The organism is Enterococcus sp. PLH-Efm8, from assembly GCF_053011625.1.
The window spans coordinates 1,303,990-1,326,003 of sequence record NZ_CP172568.1 but is presented as its reverse complement, the minus strand read 5'-3'; the positions used below and the strand labels follow the sequence as shown (position 1 = coordinate 1,326,003).

Here is a 22,014-nt window from a genome sequence, read left to right as displayed (position 1 = left end):
TTTTATGTAATTAGTCCAAGATTTTTCTAGACTTTTGCTTTACTATTCGGCCAAATTGGTTTTTCTTCTTTTTTTCGTTATAATGAATATACTTATGAAAAGAAATGAGGAATGAACCATGTCCTTTGATGGTGTATTTACCCACGCGATGGTCAACGAATTGCGTGAAACGTTACTATCTGGCCGGATCTCGAAAATCCATCAGCCTTATGAAAATGAAATCGTGCTGGTGATTCGTTCACGCGGCAAAAACCATCGATTATTATTATCTGCGCACCCAAGTTATGCTCGTGTACAGATTACCCAAATCGATTATCAGAATCCTGATAATCCGCCTAACTTCGTGATGATGCTTCGAAAATATTTGGATGGCGCTATTTTAGAAGACATCGAACAAATCGAAAATGATCGAGTGATCCATTTCCACTTTGCTAAACGAAACGAGTTGGGTGATCTACAAAATATCATATTGATCGTTGAATTAATGGGACGTCATAGTACGATCGTCTTAGTTAATCGAGAAACTGGAAAAATACTGGATGCGATCAAACACATTGGAAGCTCTCAAAACACTTATCGTTCTTTGCTTCCTGGTGTAGAATATGTTGCTCCGCCAAAACAAGAGGTCTTGAACCCATTTAGCTCCGAGAAAGAAAAAATCTTTCAGCGGCTTTCCCAAACTGAACTAGATCCAAAAGCAATCCAACGTCAGTTTCAGGGAATCGGTTTCGATATCGCTCAAGAGCTGACCAAAAGATTACTGGAACGTCCTAATGAAAAGATGGTTGTATGGGACGAATTTTTCTCAGCCATCAGCCATCAGCCTATTCCTACTTTTTACGAAACGGAAAATAAAGATTTTTTCACACCGATTGCTTATCAGGTATTGTCCGAACAGGCATCTGCTGTAACAGCTTATCCAACACTCAGTCAATTATTAGATAGCTATTATCACGAAAAAGCAGAGAAAGATCGGGCAAAACAACAAGGCGGAGAACTGATTCGAAAAATCGAAAATGAACTAAAACGAAATAAAAATAAATTGAAAAAACGTGAACAAACACTCAAAGAATCCGAAAACGCTGAGAATTACCGTAGAAATGGCGAACTACTTACTACTTTTCTGACACAAGTACCACGCGGCGCAAAAGAAGTTGTTTTACCTAATTATTATGAAGAAGATCGGCCAATCAAAATAGCACTAGATCCGGCATTGACACCAAATCAAAATGCACAGAAATATTTCCATCGATACCAAAAGCTGAAGAACGCTGTTAAGCTGATTGGCGAACAAATCCAAGAAGCCAAAGATGAAATCCAATATCTTGAATCTGTCTTATCTCAACTGGAAATTGCCGGCCCAATGGATATCGAAGCAATTAAAGAAGAATTGACTTCAGAAGGATACCTGAAAAAGAAGAACTTAAAAAAACAAAAACGTAAGAAACCATCTCAGCCTGATCAATACTTTTCTTCTGACGGAACGCTCATTCTTGTTGGTAAAAACAATCTTCAAAATGACCAGCTGACAATGAAGACAGCTAAAAAAACCGACTATTGGCTTCATGCAAAAAATATACCCGGTTCGCACGTCATCATTAAAAGTGACAAGCCCTCAGATGAAACAATTACAGAAGCTGCCGAGTTAGCTGCCTATTTTTCAAAATACCGATACTCTGCCCAAGTGCCGGTTGATCTTGTACAGGTAAAGCATATCCGAAAACCAAATGGCGCCAAGCCTGGTTATGTTATTTATGAAAACCAAAAGACGATTATCGTGACACCAGAAGAAGAAAAAATTACAGCTATGAAACAAAACAGGTAATCAATGAGTGTTTCTAGAATCATATTTGCGTACTTTCCCACAACAGCAATTAGTTATAAATTGTTTGCTACAAAAAGAGGAGTTGTGACAAAATTCTGTCACAACCCCTCTTTTTTGATCAACGGTGTTCAATAAACAGCGTTCTCATCTGCTTTTCTTAGCTCTGCTGGTCCAGTAACCGAGTAAGCTCTTTGATAAATCTTTGAGCGATTTCACTGAGCGGACGTTTCGCCGAATAAATGATATAAAATTCATTTAGTTCGCCTTCTGCCAAAGGGATTAACCGCAAGTGCTCGCGAATCCCTCCAATCACAATACCAGATCCTGAAGCGTAAGCATCAGTTTCAAGAACGATATTCATCAAAGTACCTCGATCACTCGTATAAATCACTGTTTCTTGATCAGGGATCTCGATAAGGTCTTCATAAAAATACGGGAAATTATTTCCATCCTGTGTAAAACGAACTTGAGGATAAGATAACAATTCTTCTTTGGTGATCTCTGCGTGTTCAGCTAATGGATGTCCTTGCCTTAAAAAAATATGCGTTTTGAATTTTCCAATGCTGCGGCCACTTAGCTCTCCTTGTTGTAAATATCTTCTGATACCAGCTTGATTATGCTCATTCATATAAATAATGCCGATCTCACTGTGCTGCTCTTTGACTTCTTCGATCACTCTCGCTGTTGTCGTCTCCATGATCCGAAATTGTTTGATCTCGTCTTTGAATTCCTCGAGTAGCTGTGCGGTCAAAGGACCTAAGAAATCATAATGCTGGGCAGCGATCGAAAAATTGTCTCTCTTTTCACTCGTTAGATAGTGAGTTTCTAATGTATCAAGCTGGACCAATATTTTCTCGGCACGATTTAAGAAGTCTTGCCCTTCTTCTGTTAAATATGCCCCTCGATTCGTTCGAGTAAACAGCGTGATCCCTAACTCGGTTTCTAATTCTTTGATACCAGCTGAAAGACTTGGCTGGGAGACAAACATTTTCTTTGCCGCTTCTCTGAAACTACCATTGTTTGCTACAGCGACCACGTATTTCATCTGCTGAATATTCATTGCTCAAACTCCTCGAAATAATAAATTTCTCTTCCATTCAAGGGCTGGATTGGTCGGTTGTTCGGTCGAGCATACTGACCATCGAAGGGGAGAAGAAACTCTTGGTTCAGTTTTCCTACATGATCCATTACAAACCATTGGATTGGCCCGCTGGTAGGCGGAGTTGTCAATGAGCCAATATAATGGAAATGGCTTTTTTGCTCCGGAAAGAACACATCCGGATTTACCCAATGCTCATGTTTTTCTAAGTTCCAACTTTCCCCATTTTCTTGATTATACAGCCAACCTTCCTGTACCATTAGCTGGTACATGACACCCACAACTAGATTCTCTTTTTTGCTGTTCATATGAACAAAATGAAATTCAATATCTTCCTGTTTTCCGTTGATGATATGTTCAGAAGGCAAGTGGAAATGAATATCTGTCAAATAATAGCGTTCTTTCTTGAACTCTACATAACTGAGTTGGTCAAAAGGTACTAAATGAATCGTGTTTTTGAATTCCTTGTCAGTAAACCGTTGCTTTTGATAATGAAAGGAAAGCGTGTCTCCTTCTATTTTGGTTTCTTCCCCCTTGGTCAAATGAATAGGCGACTGCAATGGAAATTCCGCACCTCTCGCAAACCAATCACATAAACTCGCCCAATTTTCCGGACCTTTGTCTCCAGAATAGCCCCATTCGACATCCATATTCTTTTTCAACTATACTTCCCCCTGCATCTCATATCATTTTTATTTTTCTTCTTTCTTTACAATCGTTGAGACGGTTTCTAAAAACGCCTCTTTTCCATAAAATTCCTGGTTCAATAGTTCCGGAAATATCTCTTTAAAGAAATACTGAACAGAAGGCCGATGTTCAAAGCTTTTAATCGTAGTCACTGCCTCAATGAACATCTCCTTATAAACTTTTTCCGGGTTATTTTTGATGATTTCATCAAAAGATTCATAAAGAAGGTCAACCTTATCTGAAATGGCTAATAGTTCTCCTTCTACGGTTTCATCTTTTCCTTCGAACAACCGACGGCGATAAACTTCTTGGAACTCAGCTGGAATCTCTTGGTTGATGAATTCGTCCGTCATCTTTTCTTCAACTGTTTGCAGCATCCCTCTTAACTCTTTGCTTGCGTATTTCACCGGCGTTTTGATATCACCAATAAAACGCTCTGTGTAGTCATGATTCAATGATTTTTCATAGAGCAGTTTCCAATCGATCGGTTGTCCATTCGCTTCTTCAATGTCTCCTAGAACTTGCGCAATAGATGCTACACGATACGAATGTGCTGCAACTGTATGCTCTGTATATTTAAAAAATCCAGGTGCCCTTGTGATCGTCTCTAAATTGTTCAATCCTAAAATAAATTCATTCAACCCCATAAAAGTTACCTCCCTTTGAGATTTCTTTTTCCGAATATCATATCATTAAATAACTGATATTCGCAACATTTCCGCTCTTTACCATTTTTGAAACAGCTCCCTTACCAAAAAATAGAGAAAATCTATATATAATAGAAAAAAGAGAAGAGATTATTCTCTTCTTTCTGCTAACCAGTCTTAGAAAAATGAATTTTAAAAAAATCAAAAACTGATCACGATAGAAGTTTCTTTTCATACCTGATGAAAAGATGCTTCTCGCAATCAGTTTTTGGATTTTTGCTATTCCAATTGATGATTCTGGAGACACAAATCGGATTTCTCTATCTTCATCAAGCGCGCTTAAATCTGCCAATTTTCAGGATCTTTTTTCCATTCTTTTAGCAGAGTTAATTCTTGCTCATCGATATAACGATCTTCTAAAGCTGCTTCAATCAATACAGAATAATTGGTCAACGTCATAAGAGGGATTTCGGCTTTTTCGAAATTTGCTTTTCCTTTTGGCAACTCATACGTAAAGATAGCCGCAACACCAAGGATATCCGCACCTTCTCTTTTTGCTGCTTCAGCTGCTTCCAAGACACTTCCGCCTGTAGAAATCAAATCCTCGATCACAACCATCTTCTGACCTTCAAATATACGTCCTTCGATTTGGTTACCTTTCCCATGATCTTTCGCCTTACTTCGAATATAGACCATTGGCAAATCCAGTATTTCCGCTACCCATGCGGCATGAGGGATTCCTGCTGTTGCAGTTCCAGCAATCACTTGTACTTCAGGGTAAGCTTCTTTGATTTTGCTTGCTAATCCTTTTGCGATCTCTTTTCGGACTTTTGGATAGCTCATCGTGATTCGGTTATCACAGTAAATTGGGCTTTTGATTCCACTTGCCCATGTAAAAGGATTACTTGGATTTAAAAATACTGCTTCAATTTCTAATAAGTCTTTTGCGATACTTTGTTCAACATTCATTTTAGGTTAGCTCCATTCTGTTTGAATCGTTTGATATGCTTTATAAGGATTAGTTGACTGAGTGATTGGTCGACCTATAACGATAAAAGTTGAGCCGATCTTTTTTGCCTGAGAAGGTGTGACTACTCTTGTCTGATCTCCTGCGACTGTTCCTTCTGGTCTTATACCCGGAGTTAAGCAAACAAATTCGTCTCCTGCCATTTCTTTGATCGCTTCTACTTCCCAAGCAGAAGAAACCACACCATCTAATCCTGCTTTTTTGGCACAGCTAGCATAATGGATCACACTTTTTTCTAAAGAAACTTCGATTAGTTGATCGGCATGCATTTCTTCTTCACTTGTAGAAGTAAGCTGAGTGATAGCTAGAAGTAGCGGACGTTTTCCACCTTCTGGAGTCCCCTCTTCTAATCCTCGCATTGCCGCCTCCATCATACGAATACCGCCAGCGGCATGAACACAGGTGAGATCAACACCAAGCTTTGCCAATCCCCGCATTGCTTTTTCGACCGTATTCGGAATATCGTGAAGTTTCAGATCTAAAAATACATTATGACCAGCCTCTTTTAGATAACGTACGATTTCAGGTCCTTCTTGGTAGAACAATTCCATTCCGATTTTCACAAACAATTTTTCTTCTTTCGGGAAAAATCGAAGAAAGTCTTCTACCTCTTGCCTAGTTGAAAAATCTAATGCAATAATTGGTCGTTGGTCTAGTTGATTCATCGTTCACGTTCCTCTCTCACTTCTTTGATTAATCTTTCCAGCGATTCGATGCCTAGTTCGCTCATTCGCACAGGGAGCTCTTTAATTAGTTTAGGACAGATATACGGATCGGTGAAATTCGCGGTCCCTATAGCTACAGCACTTGCTCCAGCCATAAACATCTCAAGAACATCATCCACTGTCTGCACGCCGCCCATCCCAATGATTGGAAGGCTGGATATACTTGCTACTTGGTGAATCAAACGAATAGCGACAGGCTTGATTGCTGGTCCGGAGAGTCCACCTGTTTGATTGGCTAAAATCGGTTTTCTTGTCTTAAGGTCAATCCGCATACCAAGAAGAGTATTGATCATCGTAAACCCATCTGCCCCTCCAGCTTCGATTGCCTGAGCGATTGGAACGATGTCTGTTACATTTGGGGACAATTTGACATAGACAGGAACAGAAGAAACTTTCTTTACTGCTTGTGTTAATTGAAAAGCAACATCAGAATCTGTTCCAAAAGCAATTCCGCCATGTTTGACATTTGGGCAAGAAATGTTCAGCTCGATTGCTTTCACATTTGGTGCTTCGCCAATTTTGCTACAAACTTCTACATAGTCTTCTTCACAAGCACCAGCAACATTTGCGATGATGGGTAACTCATTGTACTCCTCTAATTCTGGAAGAAGTTTATGCATAACAACGTCTAGACCAGGATTTTGCAAACCAATTGCATTCAACATGCCAGATGGTGTTTCCGCCACTCTTGGCGTGGGATTGCCAAAGCGGGCATTTGGAGTCGTTGCCTTGACCATGATCGATCCAAGCTGATTCAAATCATAGTATTTTCCGTATTCTTTGCCAAAACCGAAACAGCCGCTTGCCGGCATGATAGGATTTTTTAATTCTAGGCCAGGAAGTTTGACCGCTAAAGGATTCTCATTCATATAATTACCTCTCCTATTTTAAAAATCGGTCCTTCGTCACAAACTTTCACACTTTTTGTTCCTGTTTCATCTTCCGGCGTATGACAAACGCAAGCATAGCAAGCCCCTATCCCACATGCCATGCGGGATTCTAATGATAACTGGACATTTTGATGCGAAGAAAACAGCTGTTCCACTGTCTTCAATAACCCGTTTGAACCACATGCAAAAACAGCTGTAGGTTCCGTCTTCGTTCCTAACAATAAATTACCGACATTTCCGTGCATACCGTATGTTCCATCGTCAGTAGCGATTCTTGTTTCTCCTAGACGATTAAATTCTTTTTCATAATAAACGACTTCATGTGTGGCAAAACCTAAAAAATGCGTTGGCTTAATTCCTTTTTCGACTAACTGTTTTGATAACTCATATAGAGGAGGGACACCGATTCCTCCACCGATTATAAATACTTCGTCTCCTGTATGAAGATTGGACAAATCAAAACCATTGCCTAAAGGACCCATGACATCTAAATGGTCTCCGGCAGAAAGAGTAGAGAAGACTCTAGTCCCCTCACCTTCCACCCGATAAATGATACGGCAAGTATTTGTTTCGTGGTCGATATGATTCAAGCTAATCGGTCGGCGTAATAGCAAGTCTGCACGCGGCACGAGAATATGCAAGAACTGTCCTGGTTGCTGCATTTCTTTTACTAGATCACCTTTCAATGTCATTTCAAAAATCTTTGGTGCCAGCTGTTTTTGCTGAACGATTTCCATCATTTCTTGTTTCATCTGTCCCCTCCTGCAACGGTTTTTCGTCTTTTTGTCTTAACATGTGCTCGCCGTTAAATAGGGTTAGTTGAAAAAGCACGGGATTCCATCACTCGAACGATCGCATCTGCTGTGTCTAAAGAAGTAAACAATGGAATACCATGTTCAACTGCTTCTCTTCGGATGATGAAACCGTCTTTAGAAGCATTTCCCCGATCTTTATCAATCGTATTGACAACCACTTGTGTTTTACCATCTCTTATTAAGTCGACTACATTTTTTTCTGCTGCTTCCTCAGAAATTTTCGCTACTGTTTCAACGACCAGACCATTTTTTTCGAAATAAGCAGCTGTATGTTTCGTTCCTATCAGACTATAGCCAATTTCTGTAAAACGTTTAGCTAATTCTAGTGCTTCTTCTTTTGTTTCGTCCGCAATCGTAAATAATACGGCTCCATATTCAGGCAAGTGTAATCCAGAAGCTTCGAATGCCTTGTACAAAGCTTTGTCTAATTGTCTGTCAGATCCCATTACTTCTCCAGTCGATTTCATTTCAGGCCCTAAGTAAGTATCAACTTTCTGCAATTTCGTAAAAGAAAAGACAGGTGCTTTAACATGAACTTCTTTTGTTTCTGGATAAAGTCCGTTTTCATAACCAAGTGTCTTTAGTTTCTCTCCCAAAATAGCTTTCGTCGCAATTTGTGCCATTGGAATTCCTGTCACCTTACTTAAGAATGGAACAGTCCGACTTGCTCGAGGATTGACTTCGATCACATAAACCTCATTTTCATGGATGACAAACTGGATATTCATCATCCCGACACAATTCAAACCTAATGCTAAGCGGATCGTGTAATCTTCGATCGTTTTCTTGATCGATTCAGATAATGTTTGAGGTGGATACACAGCCATTGAATCCCCTGAATGGACACCAGCACGCTCAATATGCTCCATGATCCCTGGGATGAGTACTGTTTCACCGTCACAAATCGCATCCACTTCGCATTCACCACCAAGCAAGTAACGGTCCACTAGTACTGGATGTTCTGGAGATGCTTTCACAGCATGTTCCATGTAATCTTCTAAATCTCGCTGGTTTTCAACGATTTCCATCGCACGTCCGCCTAATACATAGCTTGGACGAACAAGAACTGGATAACCAATTCTCGAAGCGATAACCACGGCTTCTTCTTTACTTGTAGCAGTATCCCCTAAAGGTTGAGGAATATCCAACTCTTTCAGCGCTTGCTCGAATAAATCACGATTTTCCGCACGATCCAAGTCTTCGATCGTTGTCCCTAAGATTTTTACACCAGCAGCAGTCAAAGGTTCGGCTAAGTTGATTGCTGTCTGACCACCAAATTGAACGATTACTCCTATCGGCTGTTCTAGCTCGATCACATTCATCACATCTTCGAAGGTCAATGGCTCAAAATATAATTTATCCGAAATAGAAAAGTCAGTCGAAACTGTTTCAGGATTGCTGTTCATGATGATTGCTTCGTATCCTGCCTGCTGGATTGCTTTGACAGAATGCACAGTCGCATAGTCAAATTCAACCCCTTGTCCGATACGGATAGGACCAGATCCCAGTACTAGAATTGAGGGCTTTTCTGATCGTGAACTTTCATTTTCATATTCATAGGAACTATAAAAATAAGGTGTTTTTGATTCGAATTCCGCTGCACAAGTGTCAACCATCTTATATACAGGAATCAAATCATTTTCTTTTCTCATCTGGCGAACGGCTTCTTCGTTTATTTCCCACAGCTCCGCCACTTTTTTGTCTGTAAAACCGTTTTGTTTCGCTGTTTTCAATATCTTGTCATCCAACGGCTGCTGTTTCAACTGCTGTTCGATTTCTACGATATGCAACAGTTTATCTAAAAAGAATAAATCGATTTTTGTCAAATCCGCTAATTCTTCTATGGTGTACCCTCTTCTAATAGCTTCAGCTACATAAAACAGGCGATCATCTTGTGCTCGAACCACTTTTTGGATTAGGTCATCGTCCGTGATGTCTGCCAACTCAGGAAGTTCGATATGGTGTGTACCGATTTCTAAAGAACGCACAGCTTTCAATAAAGACTCTTCGATATTCCGACCGATAGCCATCACTTCACCAGTTGCTTTCATCTGCGTGCCTAAAAGCCGTTCTCCGTTTTCAAACTTATCAAACGGCCAGCGAGGAATTTTAGCTACAACATAATCTAATGCAGGTTCAAATTCTGCAAAAGTCGTTCCTGTAACAGGATTTTTCATTTCGTCTAATGTTAATCCAAGCGCTATTTTAGCAGCTAGCTTAGCGATCGGATAGCCAGTCGCCTTACTTGCTAACGCAGATGAACGAGAAACACGCGGATTGACTTCAATCACATAATAATTAAAACTATGTGGATCAAGAGCGAGTTGGACATTACAGCCTCCCTCGATCTTAAGTGCTCGAATAATCGAAAGAGAAGCATCACGAAGCATTTGATATTCATGGTCAGACAATGTTTGACTAGGGGCAAATACGATAGAATCACCTGTATGGATACCCACCGGGTCAAAATTTTCCATATTGCAGACAACGATTGCATTATCAGCCGAATCTCTCATCACTTCATATTCAATTTCTTTAAAACCTGCAATACTTCGTTCAATCAAACATTGGGTAGCGGGGGAAAGACTTAATCCATTTTCTGATACGATACGTAATTCTTCTTCATTTTCACACATACCTCCACCAGTTCCGCCTAAAGTAAAGGCTGGACGAACGATGACAGGATAGCCGATTTTATTTGCAAAATCTACAGCTTCTTCTACTGTATTGACGATTTCAGACTCGGGGATTGGCTGATTCAATTCTTTCATCAACTGTTTGAATAGATCACGATCTTCTGCTTGATCGATCGCAGAAAGCTTTGTTCCTAGAAGTTCTATGTTCAATTCTTCTAAAATACCTGATGCTGCCAGCTCCATTGCCATATTGAGGCCTGTCTGTCCGCCTAAAGTTGGAAGGAGAGCATCTGGACGCTCTTTTCGAAGAATCCTTGATACAAATTCAAGTGTGATCGGTTCGATATATACTTGATCTGCCACTTCTTTATCCGTCATGATCGTCGCAGGATTAGAATTTACTAAAACCACTTCATATCCTTCTTCTTTTAAGGCAAGGCAGGCTTGTGTTCCTGCGTAGTCAAATTCTGCGGCTTGACCAATGATGATCGGACCAGATCCAATCACCATAATTTTCTTGATATCTGTACGTTTCGGCATCTGTTTACTGCTCCTTTCCTGCGTCCATCATTTCCATAAATTCATCAAATAAATGTAGTGCATCATGCGGACCAGGGGCAGCATCTGGATGAAACTGCACACTGAAAGCGGGATAATCTCTGTGTTTGACTCCTTCTACTGTTCCGTCATTTACTTCTACATGAGTTACGATGAGTTTTTCTGGATCAATCGTGGCTTCATCGACTGCATAGCCATGATTTTGAGAAGTAAAATCAATTCTTCCGGTCGCTACTTCTCGTACCGGGTGATTTAATCCTCGATGTCCGAATTTCATTTTATAGGTATCTGCACCGTTGGCTAAAGCAAATAACTGGTGACCGAGACAAATACCAAAAATCGGTACTTTTCCTTGGATTTTTTTGATCATTTCGATTGCTTCTGGCACATCTTTTGGATCACCAGGTCCATTCGTCAGCATGACTCCGTCTGGTGATAGCGCTAAAATCGTCTCGGCATCTGTGTTATAGGGAAGTACTGTGAGGTTACAGTTTCTTTTACTCAATTCTCGTAAAATACTATGTTTCAAGCCGAAGTCAATGACAATGACTTTCCGACCTGTTCCTGGACTTGGATAAGGTTTGTTAGTTGAGACTTGCTGCACTTGATTGGTTGCTAGAACGGTTGCTTTCAGCTGATCAAATGCATGTTCGAAGGAATCTCCAGCATCAACTATACTAGCTTTCATCGTTCCGACTTCACGGATTTTGCGAGTAAGGGCGCGCGTATCGATACCTGATATTCCAGGAATTCCTTTTTGTTTCAAAAATGAATCTAGCGTCATTTGGTTTCGCCAGTTTGAAGCTACACGTGCATGTTCTTTTACTACTACTCCTTTGCATGTTGGAGAAATCGATTCATAATCATCTCTATTTACCCCATAATTACCCACCATAGGATAGGTAAATGTAATGATTTGACCGTTAAAACTTTGATCAGTGATAGTTTCTTGATAACCAGTCATACTTGTTGTAAAAACGATTTCTCCGAAGACACTAGCATCTGCACCAAAAGCCTTTCCTTCGAAAACTGTTCCATCTTCTAATATAAGCAAACGTTCCATACTTTTATTCTCCCTTCTGCCACACAAGTTTTCCGTTGACAAAAGTCATTTGTGTTTCGCCTTTTACTTTCCAGCCGATAAAAGGTGTATTCTCCCCTTTTGATAAAAAGTCTTCTTTATCGATCGTGCAAGTTTGTGTAATATCAAAAACTGCTACATCAGCGGGGGCACCAACCGTTAGCGTTCCTGCATTCAAACCAAAAATCTCAGCCGGTTTAACTGCCAACCAATTGATCACTTGTTCCAACGTGAATCGACCAGTTTCTACAAAATGAGTATAGATCAGTTGAAACGCTGTTTCGCTTCCTACGATACCAAATGGTGATTTCATGAAACTTTGGCTTTTTTCTTCTAATCCATGGGGGGCATGGTCTGTAGCGATGCAATCGATCGTACCGTCAAGCAAGCCTTCGATCAAAGCTTCTCTGTCCTCCCGTCCTCTTAGCGGCGGGTTCATTTTCCAAAAGCCGAAATCTTCGGGAATATCTTCGTCGATCAAAATAAGATGATGGGGTGAAACTTCTGCTGTTACGTGGATTCCTGCTTTTTTTGCGTCTCTGATTACACGGACACTTTCTTTAGTAGAAACATGGCAAACATGGTAATGAACACCAGTTGCTTCAGCTAGCAACAGATCTCTAGCAATTTGAGAAGACTCGGTTACGCTTAAGATCCCGGGAAGACCAAGTTCTTCTGCCTTCTTGCCAGCGTGCATAACGCCGCCAAATAATAAAGATTCATCTTCTGTATGGGCTACTAGGGCTTTATTGTTTTTTGCAGCTTCTTTCATAGCCAGATACATCGTCCCAGCTGTTTGGACACCTACACCGTCATTTGTGAAAGCAAAAGCACCTTCTTCAATCAGTGCTTCTTGATCAACTAATTTCTCACTTCGCAGATTTTCTGTGATTGGCGCATACTGCAATACCTTCACAACTGCATCTTTTCTAATGATGTCATATACTTGTCTCAGCTTTTCTGCCGTATCAGGTACAGGATTTAAATTCGGCATCGCGCATACAGTAGTGAAACCGCCACGAGCAGCTGAGCGAGTCCCAGCTTCGATCGTCTCCTTGTATGTAAATCCTGGCTCTCTCAAATGAACATGGACGTCCACTAAACCAGGTGTGATCAATTGTCCCTTTGCATCAAACACTTCATCAAATTCGGCTTCTGAGAATCCTGTACCGATTGCTTTGATTCGCCCATCTTCTATCCAAATTTCTGCTGGTGTCGTCATATTTTTTCGTGTATTGATCTGACCGTTTTTAATGAGTGTTTTCATTTTTTCATCCTCCTATAATTACGCTTTTCCATTTAGCACTGCTTCTAAGATTGCCATTCTGACGAATACTCCATTGCTCATTTGCTGAACGATCCGCGACTGTAATCCTTCCACTAATGAATCAGCTAATTCTACATCACGGTTAACTGGTGCTGGGTGCATAATGATTGCATGTTTTTGCAACTTCTTCGCACGCTCAACTGTTAACCCATGTTCCTGATGGTAGCCTTCTTTTGAGAAACTTTCTTTTCCATCATGGCGTTCGTGTTGCACCCGAAGCATCATCATGACATCAACTTGATCTAGTAGTTCATCCAATGGCATATAATGTCCGTACACTTCGAATTCATCGTCGTACCATTCTCTAGGACCTGAGAAGAATACTTGTGCGCCTAGACGTTTTAACATCTGCATATTGGATTTAGCTACGCGAGAGTGAGTGATATCACCTACGATGGCAACTTTCAGACCTTCAAAATGACCAAATTCTTCATAAATGGTCATCAAATCAAGCAAGCATTGGGTTGGATGCTGTCCGCTTCCGTCTCCTCCATTGATAATCGAACACTGGATTGTTTTACTTTGTATCAGTTCGTCATAATAGTTCTCATCACCATGACGGATAACCGCTACGTCTACGCCTAATGCTGACATCGTCAGTACTGTATCGTATAGTGTTTCCCCTTTTTGGACAGAGCTTGTGCTTGCTTCAAATTCAATCACTTCTAGCCCTAGTTTTTTCTCCGCTACATCGAAGCTTTTATGTGTGCGAGTACTATTTTCGAAAAAGAGGTTTGTAGCAAAGTACTGGCGCTTTTGCGGAGTCCAATTAGCACCTTGCTTGAATTCCTGCCCTCTGCGGATCAAGCCCATAACTTCTTGATCAGTAAGTGCCTCAACGGTCAATAAATGCTTTAAGCTGATACGTTCTGATTTGATGATCATAATGTTTCCTCCTTAGTTTTCTTCGCTTCGTGAAGTTTCTGGTAAGATAAGATTTAAAATGATGCCAAGTACAGTTGCTAATGCCATTGCCGACAATGTAAATGTGCCTACTTCAAAGACGAGTCCGCCAATTCCTACTACTAAGATAACTGAAGCAATCAACAGATTTTTCTTTTTATCAAAATCGATTTTGTTCTCGATTAAAATCTTCATTCCACTTGCGGCAATTACTCCAAATAAGATAAAACTGATTCCTGAGATGACTGGTCCAGGGATACTTAAAATCAAAGCGCTTAATTTTCCTACGAATCCTAAAATGACTGCAAATACTGCAGCTCCACCGATCACAAACACGCTATGGACACGTGTGATAGCCAGAACACCAATGTTTTCACCGTAACTTGTTACAGGAGGACCTCCGACAAAGGCTGCCACGATTTGTGCTAATCCATCACCTGTCAACGTCTTATGAAGACCCGGTTCTTCAAAGAAATTACGTTTAGTTAGTTTATTCAATACCATAAGATGGCCGATATGCTCTGTCATCGTCACAAAAGCGATGGGTGCCATTGTTGTGATTGCTCCAAGATATAGCTTTGGTTCATATTGTACAAAGGGAATCTCAAAGTTAGGAACAGCAAACCAGGCAGCGTCTACGATTGGCTTAGTATCCACGATTCCAAACAGCAAGGCTACGATGTATCCGCTAATAATACCTAGTAAAATCGGAATCAATCCGAGAAAACCTCTTAGCCACATGTTGAAGAAAATTGTTAATCCTAATGTGATCAGCGCTACAGCAATATACTTGAAATCATACGTGCCCTGATTATACATAGCATTTGTTGCTGCATTTGCCGCAAGTCCCAACCCGATAACCATGATGACTGGACCGACGACGATTGGAGGCAAGATTTTATCCAGCCATGCTGAACCGATCTTTTTGATGATCAGCGCAACAATCAAATAGACTAATCCAGTTGTGACTGCTCCTTGTGCAATCGCTGGATAACCATCTGTTTTCATCAAAAGCTGCATCGCTGCAATGAAAGCGAAGCTGCTTCCTAAGTACGCAGGTATCTTTCCTTTAGTAGTAAATAAGTACACCAATGTACCTAGTCCTGAACTGACTAGCGCAATACCTGGATCGATACCTACTAAGATGGGGACTAACACGGTTGCTCCGAACATCGTGAACAAGTGTTGTAAACTTAATCCTACCCAATGTCCTGGGGTTGGGCGATCGTGGATATCTAACACCACGTCATCATTATGAAATCCTTTTTTCTCCGACATGTTTCTCTCTCCTCTAATCTTCCTCTTTCAAAATCATGATGCGATCTTGTCCATCAAGCTCTTGCATCTCTACTAAAATCTCTTCCGCCCGAGATGTTGGAATGTTCTTCCCAACATAATCTGCACGGATTGGCAATTCTCGATGCCCACGATCGACCAGGACTGCTAATGAAATTTTTCTTGGTCTGCCAAAATCCATTACTGCGTCCATTGCTGCTCGAATCGTTCGTCCTGTATACAAAACATCATCAATCAAAATAACTTCTTTTCCTTCTAAGGAAACTGGGATGTCAGAAGAATGAAGTTCCGGTTCTTCTGGATTTTCTTTTTTGTCATCTCGGTATAAAGTGATATCCAGTTCTCCTACAGGAATATCGATATCTTCTAGCTGCTTCAGGCGTTCGGCAATTCTTGATGCAATGTAGATTCCTCGTGTTTTGATACCTACCAATACGATATCTTGGATACTATGGTTTCTCTCGATAATCTCATAAGTAATTCGAGTCAATGCTCGCTTCATGGTTACCTGATCTACTACTTCTTTTGCTTGCATTTTCATTCCCCCTACTTTTTTGCATAAAAAAACTCCTGCCCTAAGAGGACAGGAGGAATGTTTAGACTGAGCGTATACTGATACACTGATAGCTATACTATGTCAATGAGCAATCTACTTATGGCGCACCATACGTATCCTTGCTCCCACCCTTCTTAGCCTCACGGGACTAAACTTAAAGGAATTCTATTAAGTTTTATGCTTTCGTTGTTAATTACTATACCGTTATCTAAATTAAAATGCAATGTTTTTTCTTAATTTTTCTAAAGTTTTTTCAAAAACTTCTGGAAGAGGTGCTTCAAAGATCATCTTTTCGTTTGTAGTCGGGTGCGTAAAACCTAACATTTGCGCATGGAGAAACTGACCATTGCCTTTCAAAGTTTTCTTCGGTCCGTATACTGGATCTCCAGCTAACGGATAACCGATATACTTCATATGCACACGGATCTGGTGTGTTCTTCCGGTTTCTAGTTTTAATTCAACCAGAGTAAATCCTTCGAAACGTTCCAATACAGTAAAATGTGTGACAGCCGACTTCCCATCTTCTCTTATCGCCTGCATTTTCCGGTTTTCCTTCGAACGGCCGATTGGCGCATTGATGGTTCCTTTTTCGTGAGGAATCTCTCCATGGACTAAAGCAACATATTTGCGCAAAGAGGTCTTATCTTTTAATTGCTGAGCTAATGATTCGTGTGCCTGGTCATTTTTGGCAACCATTAGCAGTCCGGAAGTATCTTTGTCGATTCGGTGAACAATACCTGGACGAATAACGCCGTTGATCGTAGAAAGATCCTTGATATGGTACATCAGCGCATTGACCATTGTGCCATGCGTATGACCTGCTGAAGGATGAACGACCATTCCTTGAGGTTTGTTTATCACCGCTACATCTTCATCTTCGTAAACGATCGTCAACGGGATATTTTCTGGGACCACATCTAATGTTTCTGGTTCGGGGATCAAGACAGTAATCTCGTCTCCTTGTTTTACTTTGTAATTTGCTTTGACTGGCTGTCCATTGACAGAAACCGCTCCATTTTTCAGCCACAGCTGAATTTGCGAACGACTGTAATCGGTGAATAAATTAGTCAATACTTTATCGATCCTACCAGATTCATGGTGAATCGTCGTTTTAAGTTCTGTCATTTTTTTCTTTGATCCTTTTCATCTAAAATAATATAAATTAACATACAAATCACTCCACATACAAGTGTCACATCTGCTACGTTAAAAATCGGAAAGCTCATAAAATCTGTCTGGAACATATCTACTACATAGCCAAGACGAATACGGTCGATAAAATTGCCAATCGCACCAGCTAGAATCAAACTCAATCCAATCATGAACCAGCGATTACCTTTTTCACGATTTTTAATCATCAATGTGAGAATCACAACGACTGCAATGAGTGTCACTATAGTAAAGAACCACATCTTCCCTTCTAGCATACTCCATGCGGCTCCAGTGTTTCGAATATGATTCAGTGACAAAATACCTGGTATAAGATTTTTCGTCTCTCCAAGCGCTAGATTATCAGTGATCCACCATTTGACCAACTGATCCACTCCTACTAGCAAAGCGCTGAATATCCAATAAATAATTAACAAAAAATCAATCCTTTTCTATTTGTTTATAAATATCACGAGGTCGTACGATCCCGAGCAGATTACCATCGGGATTCCCATCTTTAGTGATAAGTACGGCTTCCAAAGTCCCTTGCTCACGAAACATCGCTTCAACCTCGTAAATATGTGTTTTAGCTGGAACAAAATGATAATTTGTGTACTTTCCGTTTTGGATGATCAAATCCAACGCTCGTTTATTTGTTAAATCAACCGGACCTTTTTGGCTTTCTTTTGCTAGCCAAAACCCGATATTACGTAAAGTAATCAATGCTACAAATTTTCCTTTATTGTATAACGGAAATTGTGAATACCTTTTTTCTGCTACTATCTTTAACAGTTCAAGTAACGGAAGATCTTGTTCAAAACCTGTTACACGTTTTGCAAATCGAGGCAGCACGGTTTCAGGCTGAATCAGTTCTTGTTCGATCAGCTGGATTCGCTTGACTGTCCAATCATTTGGCTCTGCAATGACAAAATCGACTGCGATCCGATCATGGACGATCGCATTCCTTAACTGAGCAAGCTGTAAAAGATCATCTTCGTATTTTCTGATCATTAATTGTTTTCTTTGAGCTAGGCGTCTGACAAGTTCGGTAAATCCCATATTTCGTGCATTTCCCATCTCGTCTCTCATCCATTTTTCGATTCGATTGAAACTGATTAAAAAAAGATCAGAGTTTGCCATAATTTTCCTCCTTGATCAAATATGCCCGGTTTTTTATATAGAAAAAGAACGCAATCAACACAATAACTGCAAAAAAACTGAAAAATAAATTTTGTAGGAAAACGGCCCCCAACCCAGTTGCTAGAAATAAAAACGGATAGATTTGAAGAATCAAGTAATTCATTGTGATCACATAAGCAGGCTTTGCTTCTTTCACTGTATAAACGGGGCTTTTTAGCCAATAAAAGGTGACCTGCATCGTAAAGGGCACTTCCAGATCAAGCGTTATCTTTTGTTCATGACTGAGAACACTGCGTTTTTCATTGTTGATTCTTAGCTGAATCGAGCTACCCATACCGTAAAAACCGGTTTTTCTTATAAATGTCGTTTTCATCATACCCTCCTATTATGCTTTAGTATAGCTCAAAATACAATAAAGAAAAAGAATGATCCTAGTGTAAACAAAATTAATTCCCTATCGTCTAAAAAAAGAAGCTGTAGTCAAAATACAGCTCCTTCGATGGTAGATTATAATCAAGCTTAAAACAATCCCAACACTTCTCCGTCATTTGTCACGTCCATATTCAATGCAGCAGGTTTTTTAGGCAAACCAGGCATCGTCATAACATCTCCAGTCAAGGCTACTAAAAATCCTGCCCCTAATTTTGGGATGATTTCGCGGATCGTGATGGTGAAATCTTCCGGTGCACCTAGCAGTGAAGGATCATCAGAAAATGAATACTGTGTTTTTGCCATACAAATCGGCAGTTTGTCCCATCCATTCTTCGTAAACTCTTCTATTTGTTTTTGCGCTTTTTTGCTGAAAACAACACCATTTCCTCCGTAAATTTTCTTGACGATTGTTTCTGTCTTTTCTTGTATCGTTTCTTCTAGGCGGTATAATGGCTTGTAATTAGCTTCTTTTCTATCAATCAATCGTACTACAGCTTTTGCTAAATCAACGCCGCCTTCTGCTCCATCTGCCCATACACTCGCTCTCTTGGCAAGAATCCCCTGATTTTCACACAAGTGCTCCAACAGTGTGAGTTCATTGTCTGTATCTGTTACGAATTCATTGATTGCGACGATCACAGGTAGCTGATATTGTTCCATATTACGTATATGGCGCTTTAAATTTGCAAAACCTACTTTCAAAGCATCAAGATTCTCATTTTTAAGTTCATCTTTTTTCATTCCGCCATGCATTTTCAATGCACGGACAGTGGCGACAATCACCACAGCATCCGGCGCTTTTTTCAAGTTAGGTACTTTGATATCTAAAAATTTCTCTCCGCCAAGATCTGCACCAAATCCTGCCTCTGTGACAACGTAATCTGCTAATCTCAATGCTGTCTTGGTAGCTAAAATACTATTGCAGCCATGAGCGATATTGGCAAACGGTCCCCCGTGGACAAAAGCTGGTGTTCCGTAAATTGTTTGTACAAGATTCGGCTTGATTGCATCTTTCAGCAGTAATGCCAGAGCGCCTTCTGCTTTCAAGTCTCCAGCAGTCACAGGCTGACGGTCAAATGTATAGCCGACAACGATCCTTGCAAGACGAGCCTTTAAATCTTCAAGGTCTGCCGCAAGACACAAGATAGCCATGATTTCGCTGGCAACTGTGATATCAAACCCATCTTCTCTTGGAACACCTTGGATTGGCCCACCCAAGCCAACAATTACTTTACGCAGTTCACGATCATTGAGATCGACTACCCGTTTCCAAATCACTCGGCGGGCATCGATGTTCAATTCATTTCCTTGATGAATATGATTATCTAAAAGAGCAGATAATGCATTATTAGCTGTTGTGATAGCATGCATGTCACCAGTAAAATGCAAGTTGATATCTTCCATAGGCAATACCTGTGCATATCCTCCGCCTGCAGCACCACCTTTGATTCCCATCACAGGACCAAGTGAGGGTTCTCGCAATGCAATAACAGATTTTTTATTGATTTTATTGAGCGCGTCTCCTAACCCTACAGTGATCGTTGACTTTCCTTCGCCAGCTGGTGTTGGATTGATGGAAGTAACTAAGATCAAATGCCCCTCAGCGTTATCCTTTGATCGATTGATTCCAGAAAAATTGATTTTCGCCTTATATTTCCCATACAGTTCCAAATCGTCTTCCTTAAGATCTAATTTACTAGCCACTTCAACAATCGGTTCTAGCTCTGTTTCTTGTGAAATTTGCAGATCATTCTTCATTTGATTACCCCTTTTCACGAACTTTATTCAACAAAATATCTTCTTTGTTAAGATATGCCAATTATACCTTTTTTTATTCAGAAAAAAAACATAAAATTACAGGTTTTTAATTTATTTGACGTACTTATAAATACTCTTTATAATGAAGGCTATGATCAGACTTTAGAAAGGTCGTGAGTGCTTTGACCACAGGAATTGTAAAATGGTTTGACAACAAAAAAGGATACGGCTTTATCAGTTATGATGACACAGAAGAAATTTTTGTACATTTTACTGCGATTGAAGAAGAGGGATTCAAAACTTTGGAAGAAAATCAAGTGGTCGAATTTGAGATCATCGAAGGGAATCGAGGAACACAAGCTGCCCATGTCAAGAAAGGCAACGTTCAGACTACCGATACTAGTATGCATGAATAGATAAACAAATAGAGTGAGACGCTAAACGGGATGAACCGTACGTCTCACTCTTTTCTTTTCCTGTAAAAATTCGTTTTTTTAGGTTCTGATTTTTAAAATTAGCTTTTTCTTTTTTTCGTATAAGGATAAGGAATTGATTCTGATTTGGGTCCGTTTTTTTCAAAATGATCAAAAAGGACTACTTGATCTTTTTTTCGCATCATGAAAACAGATGGGGCTTTCTCATCTTGCAACATCATTTGCACCCCAGTATTAGTTGGCGTCAAAGATCGAATCTGTCCGACAGATATTTCTCGGTCTTTCCAAAAAGCAGCATAACGTATAATCACAGAGTTTGATTTTAAAATAAAAGAACGCCGCAAACCTAGAAATAGAAAAACAAGAAAAATACCTAAAACAAAATTGCTTTTCCAATAAGGACCTGTGTTTTCTAAAGAAAGAATCAGACTAAAAAACAGAATGATCAAGGTCAATGACCAATAGATGATCGTATGTGCCAGTTCAGGCTGCCATCGAATATTTTTTTTCATTCTCTAACCTCTCACCGATTCAGTAATGATATAATCTTACCATAACATTAGTTTGAACAAAAAGGAGAATCTCTTTTTATGTTAAAAGTATACATTGATGCCTCTACAAAAGGCAACCCTGGTCCTAGTGGAGGTGGAATCTTGATTGTCTATCAAGGTAAACAAGAACAGCTATCTATCCCGCTTTCTATAGGGACAAACCATCAAGCAGAGTTCGAAGTCTTTTTAAAAACTTTAGAATTTCTAAAGAAAAACGACTTACAGAATGAAACGATTTTCTGTTTTTCAGACAGCAAAACACTAGTTTCTACGGTCGACAAAAACGCAACGAAGAACGAGCTCTTCCTTCCCTACCTTCAAAGAATCCAAGAACTTCTATCCGAATTTTCTTTATTGATCCTGCAATGGTTGCCCGAAAACAAAAATAAAGGAGCAGATAATCTTGCACGTCAGGCTCTCCATAAACAATTAAAAGAAAAAAAGACTCTTTAAATTAAAAACTTTAAGGAGTCTTTTT

Annotated in this window: 23 protein-coding genes; 3 read left to right on the top strand and 20 right to left on the bottom strand. The window is 40.0% G+C overall.

Annotated elements, in window-relative coordinates; translation table 11 throughout:
• The first annotated feature begins 118 nt into the window (after window positions 1-118).
• A complete protein-coding gene (efbA, locus tag ACIFUW_RS06600; RefSeq protein ID WP_002288890.1) occupies window positions 119-1,825 on the top strand; it encodes a fibronectin-binding protein EfbA in 1,707 nt (568 codons plus the stop codon).
• A 157-nt stretch (window positions 1,826-1,982) separates the two neighbouring features.
• Here efbA and ACIFUW_RS06595 read toward each other — a convergent pair whose 3' ends face one another.
• From ACIFUW_RS06595 to ACIFUW_RS06505, 19 genes are all read right to left on the bottom strand, one after another.
• Complete coding sequence (locus tag ACIFUW_RS06595; protein WP_002288888.1) at window positions 1,983-2,885, bottom strand: LysR family transcriptional regulator; 903 nt, start codon at window positions 2,883-2,885, stop codon at window positions 1,983-1,985.
• Window positions 2,882-3,574: a carbonic anhydrase family protein gene (locus ACIFUW_RS06590; RefSeq protein ID WP_002321477.1), complete on the bottom strand. Its 693-nt coding sequence runs from the start codon at window positions 3,572-3,574 to the stop codon at window positions 2,882-2,884. Before ACIFUW_RS06590 ends, ACIFUW_RS06595 begins: the two co-directional genes overlap by 4 nt.
• 42 nt (window positions 3,575-3,616) lie before the next feature.
• Complete coding sequence (locus tag ACIFUW_RS06585; protein ID WP_002288886.1) at window positions 3,617-4,258, bottom strand: YfbR-like 5'-deoxynucleotidase; 642 nt, start codon at window positions 4,256-4,258, stop codon at window positions 3,617-3,619.
• A gap of 37 nt (window positions 4,259-4,295) precedes the next feature.
• The gene (locus ACIFUW_RS06580) at window positions 4,296-4,610 is read right to left on the bottom strand and encodes a hypothetical protein (RefSeq protein ID WP_002288892.1); all 315 of its coding nucleotides are present in this window, start codon (window positions 4,608-4,610) and stop codon (window positions 4,296-4,298) included.
• Window positions 4,598-5,227 (bottom strand): orotate phosphoribosyltransferase, encoded by a 630-nt coding sequence (pyrE, locus tag ACIFUW_RS06575; protein ID WP_002288884.1) that lies wholly within the window; start codon window positions 5,225-5,227, stop codon window positions 4,598-4,600. The genes ACIFUW_RS06580 and pyrE overlap by 13 nt, the downstream gene beginning before the upstream one ends.
• Window positions 5,228-5,233: 6 nt before the next feature.
• Window positions 5,234-5,950, bottom strand: coding sequence for an orotidine-5'-phosphate decarboxylase (pyrF, locus tag ACIFUW_RS06570; protein ID WP_002288882.1), 717 nt, complete (start codon window positions 5,948-5,950; stop codon window positions 5,234-5,236).
• Window positions 5,947-6,879, bottom strand: coding sequence for a dihydroorotate dehydrogenase (locus ACIFUW_RS06565; RefSeq protein WP_002288880.1), 933 nt, complete (start codon window positions 6,877-6,879; stop codon window positions 5,947-5,949). Before ACIFUW_RS06565 ends, pyrF begins: the two co-directional genes overlap by 4 nt.
• On the bottom strand, window positions 6,876-7,652 hold the full coding sequence (locus ACIFUW_RS06560; RefSeq protein ID WP_002288879.1) for a dihydroorotate dehydrogenase electron transfer subunit: 777 nt from the start codon (window positions 7,650-7,652) through the stop codon (window positions 6,876-6,878). Before ACIFUW_RS06560 ends, ACIFUW_RS06565 begins: the two co-directional genes overlap by 4 nt.
• Before the next feature lie 53 nt (window positions 7,653-7,705).
• Window positions 7,706-10,891: a carbamoyl-phosphate synthase large subunit gene (carB, locus tag ACIFUW_RS06555; protein WP_002288878.1), complete on the bottom strand. Its 3,186-nt coding sequence runs from the start codon at window positions 10,889-10,891 to the stop codon at window positions 7,706-7,708.
• A gap of 4 nt (window positions 10,892-10,895) precedes the next feature.
• Entirely contained in the window at window positions 10,896-11,972 is a 1,077-nt protein-coding gene (locus tag ACIFUW_RS06550; RefSeq protein ID WP_002288877.1) for a carbamoyl phosphate synthase small subunit, read from the bottom strand.
• A gap of 4 nt (window positions 11,973-11,976) precedes the next feature.
• Entirely contained in the window at window positions 11,977-13,257 is a 1,281-nt protein-coding gene (locus ACIFUW_RS06545) for a dihydroorotase (protein ID WP_002288875.1), read from the bottom strand.
• Window positions 13,258-13,275: 18 nt separating this feature from the next.
• Complete coding sequence (locus ACIFUW_RS06540) at window positions 13,276-14,202, bottom strand: aspartate carbamoyltransferase catalytic subunit (protein WP_002288872.1); 927 nt, start codon at window positions 14,200-14,202, stop codon at window positions 13,276-13,278.
• A gap of 12 nt (window positions 14,203-14,214) precedes the next feature.
• Window positions 14,215-15,498: a solute carrier family 23 protein gene (locus tag ACIFUW_RS06535; protein ID WP_002288870.1), complete on the bottom strand. Its 1,284-nt coding sequence runs from the start codon at window positions 15,496-15,498 to the stop codon at window positions 14,215-14,217.
• A gap of 13 nt (window positions 15,499-15,511) precedes the next feature.
• The gene (gene pyrR, locus ACIFUW_RS06530) at window positions 15,512-16,051 is read right to left on the bottom strand and encodes a bifunctional pyr operon transcriptional regulator/uracil phosphoribosyltransferase PyrR (protein WP_002295862.1); all 540 of its coding nucleotides are present in this window, start codon (window positions 16,049-16,051) and stop codon (window positions 15,512-15,514) included.
• Between the two features lie 234 nt (window positions 16,052-16,285).
• Complete coding sequence (locus ACIFUW_RS06525) at window positions 16,286-17,197, bottom strand: RluA family pseudouridine synthase (protein WP_002295861.1); 912 nt, start codon at window positions 17,195-17,197, stop codon at window positions 16,286-16,288.
• Window positions 17,194-17,658, bottom strand: coding sequence for a signal peptidase II (lspA, locus tag ACIFUW_RS06520; protein ID WP_002295859.1), 465 nt, complete (start codon window positions 17,656-17,658; stop codon window positions 17,194-17,196). Before lspA ends, ACIFUW_RS06525 begins: the two co-directional genes overlap by 4 nt.
• 4 nt (window positions 17,659-17,662) lie before the next feature.
• Window positions 17,663-18,361, bottom strand: coding sequence for a CBS domain-containing protein (locus ACIFUW_RS06515; protein ID WP_002295857.1), 699 nt, complete (start codon window positions 18,359-18,361; stop codon window positions 17,663-17,665).
• A complete protein-coding gene (locus ACIFUW_RS06510) occupies window positions 18,348-18,734 on the bottom strand; it encodes a hypothetical protein (RefSeq protein WP_002295856.1) in 387 nt (128 codons plus the stop codon). The genes ACIFUW_RS06515 and ACIFUW_RS06510 overlap by 14 nt, the downstream gene beginning before the upstream one ends.
• Before the next feature lie 146 nt (window positions 18,735-18,880).
• Entirely contained in the window at window positions 18,881-20,551 is a 1,671-nt protein-coding gene (locus ACIFUW_RS06505) for a formate--tetrahydrofolate ligase (RefSeq protein ID WP_002295854.1), read from the bottom strand.
• A gap of 182 nt (window positions 20,552-20,733) precedes the next feature.
• On the opposite strand from ACIFUW_RS06505, the gene ACIFUW_RS06500 reads away from it, so the two are divergent.
• The gene (locus tag ACIFUW_RS06500; RefSeq protein ID WP_002303804.1) at window positions 20,734-20,967 is read left to right on the top strand and encodes a cold-shock protein; all 234 of its coding nucleotides are present in this window, start codon (window positions 20,734-20,736) and stop codon (window positions 20,965-20,967) included.
• Window positions 20,968-21,065: 98 nt separating this feature from the next.
• Here ACIFUW_RS06500 and ACIFUW_RS06495 read toward each other — a convergent pair whose 3' ends face one another.
• Complete coding sequence (locus tag ACIFUW_RS06495) at window positions 21,066-21,497, bottom strand: EbsA family protein (RefSeq protein ID WP_002295850.1); 432 nt, start codon at window positions 21,495-21,497, stop codon at window positions 21,066-21,068.
• A gap of 78 nt (window positions 21,498-21,575) precedes the next feature.
• On the opposite strand from ACIFUW_RS06495, the gene ACIFUW_RS06490 reads away from it, so the two are divergent.
• A complete protein-coding gene (locus tag ACIFUW_RS06490) occupies window positions 21,576-21,989 on the top strand; it encodes a ribonuclease HI family protein (protein ID WP_002295847.1) in 414 nt (137 codons plus the stop codon).
• Window positions 21,990-22,014 lie beyond the last annotated feature (25 nt).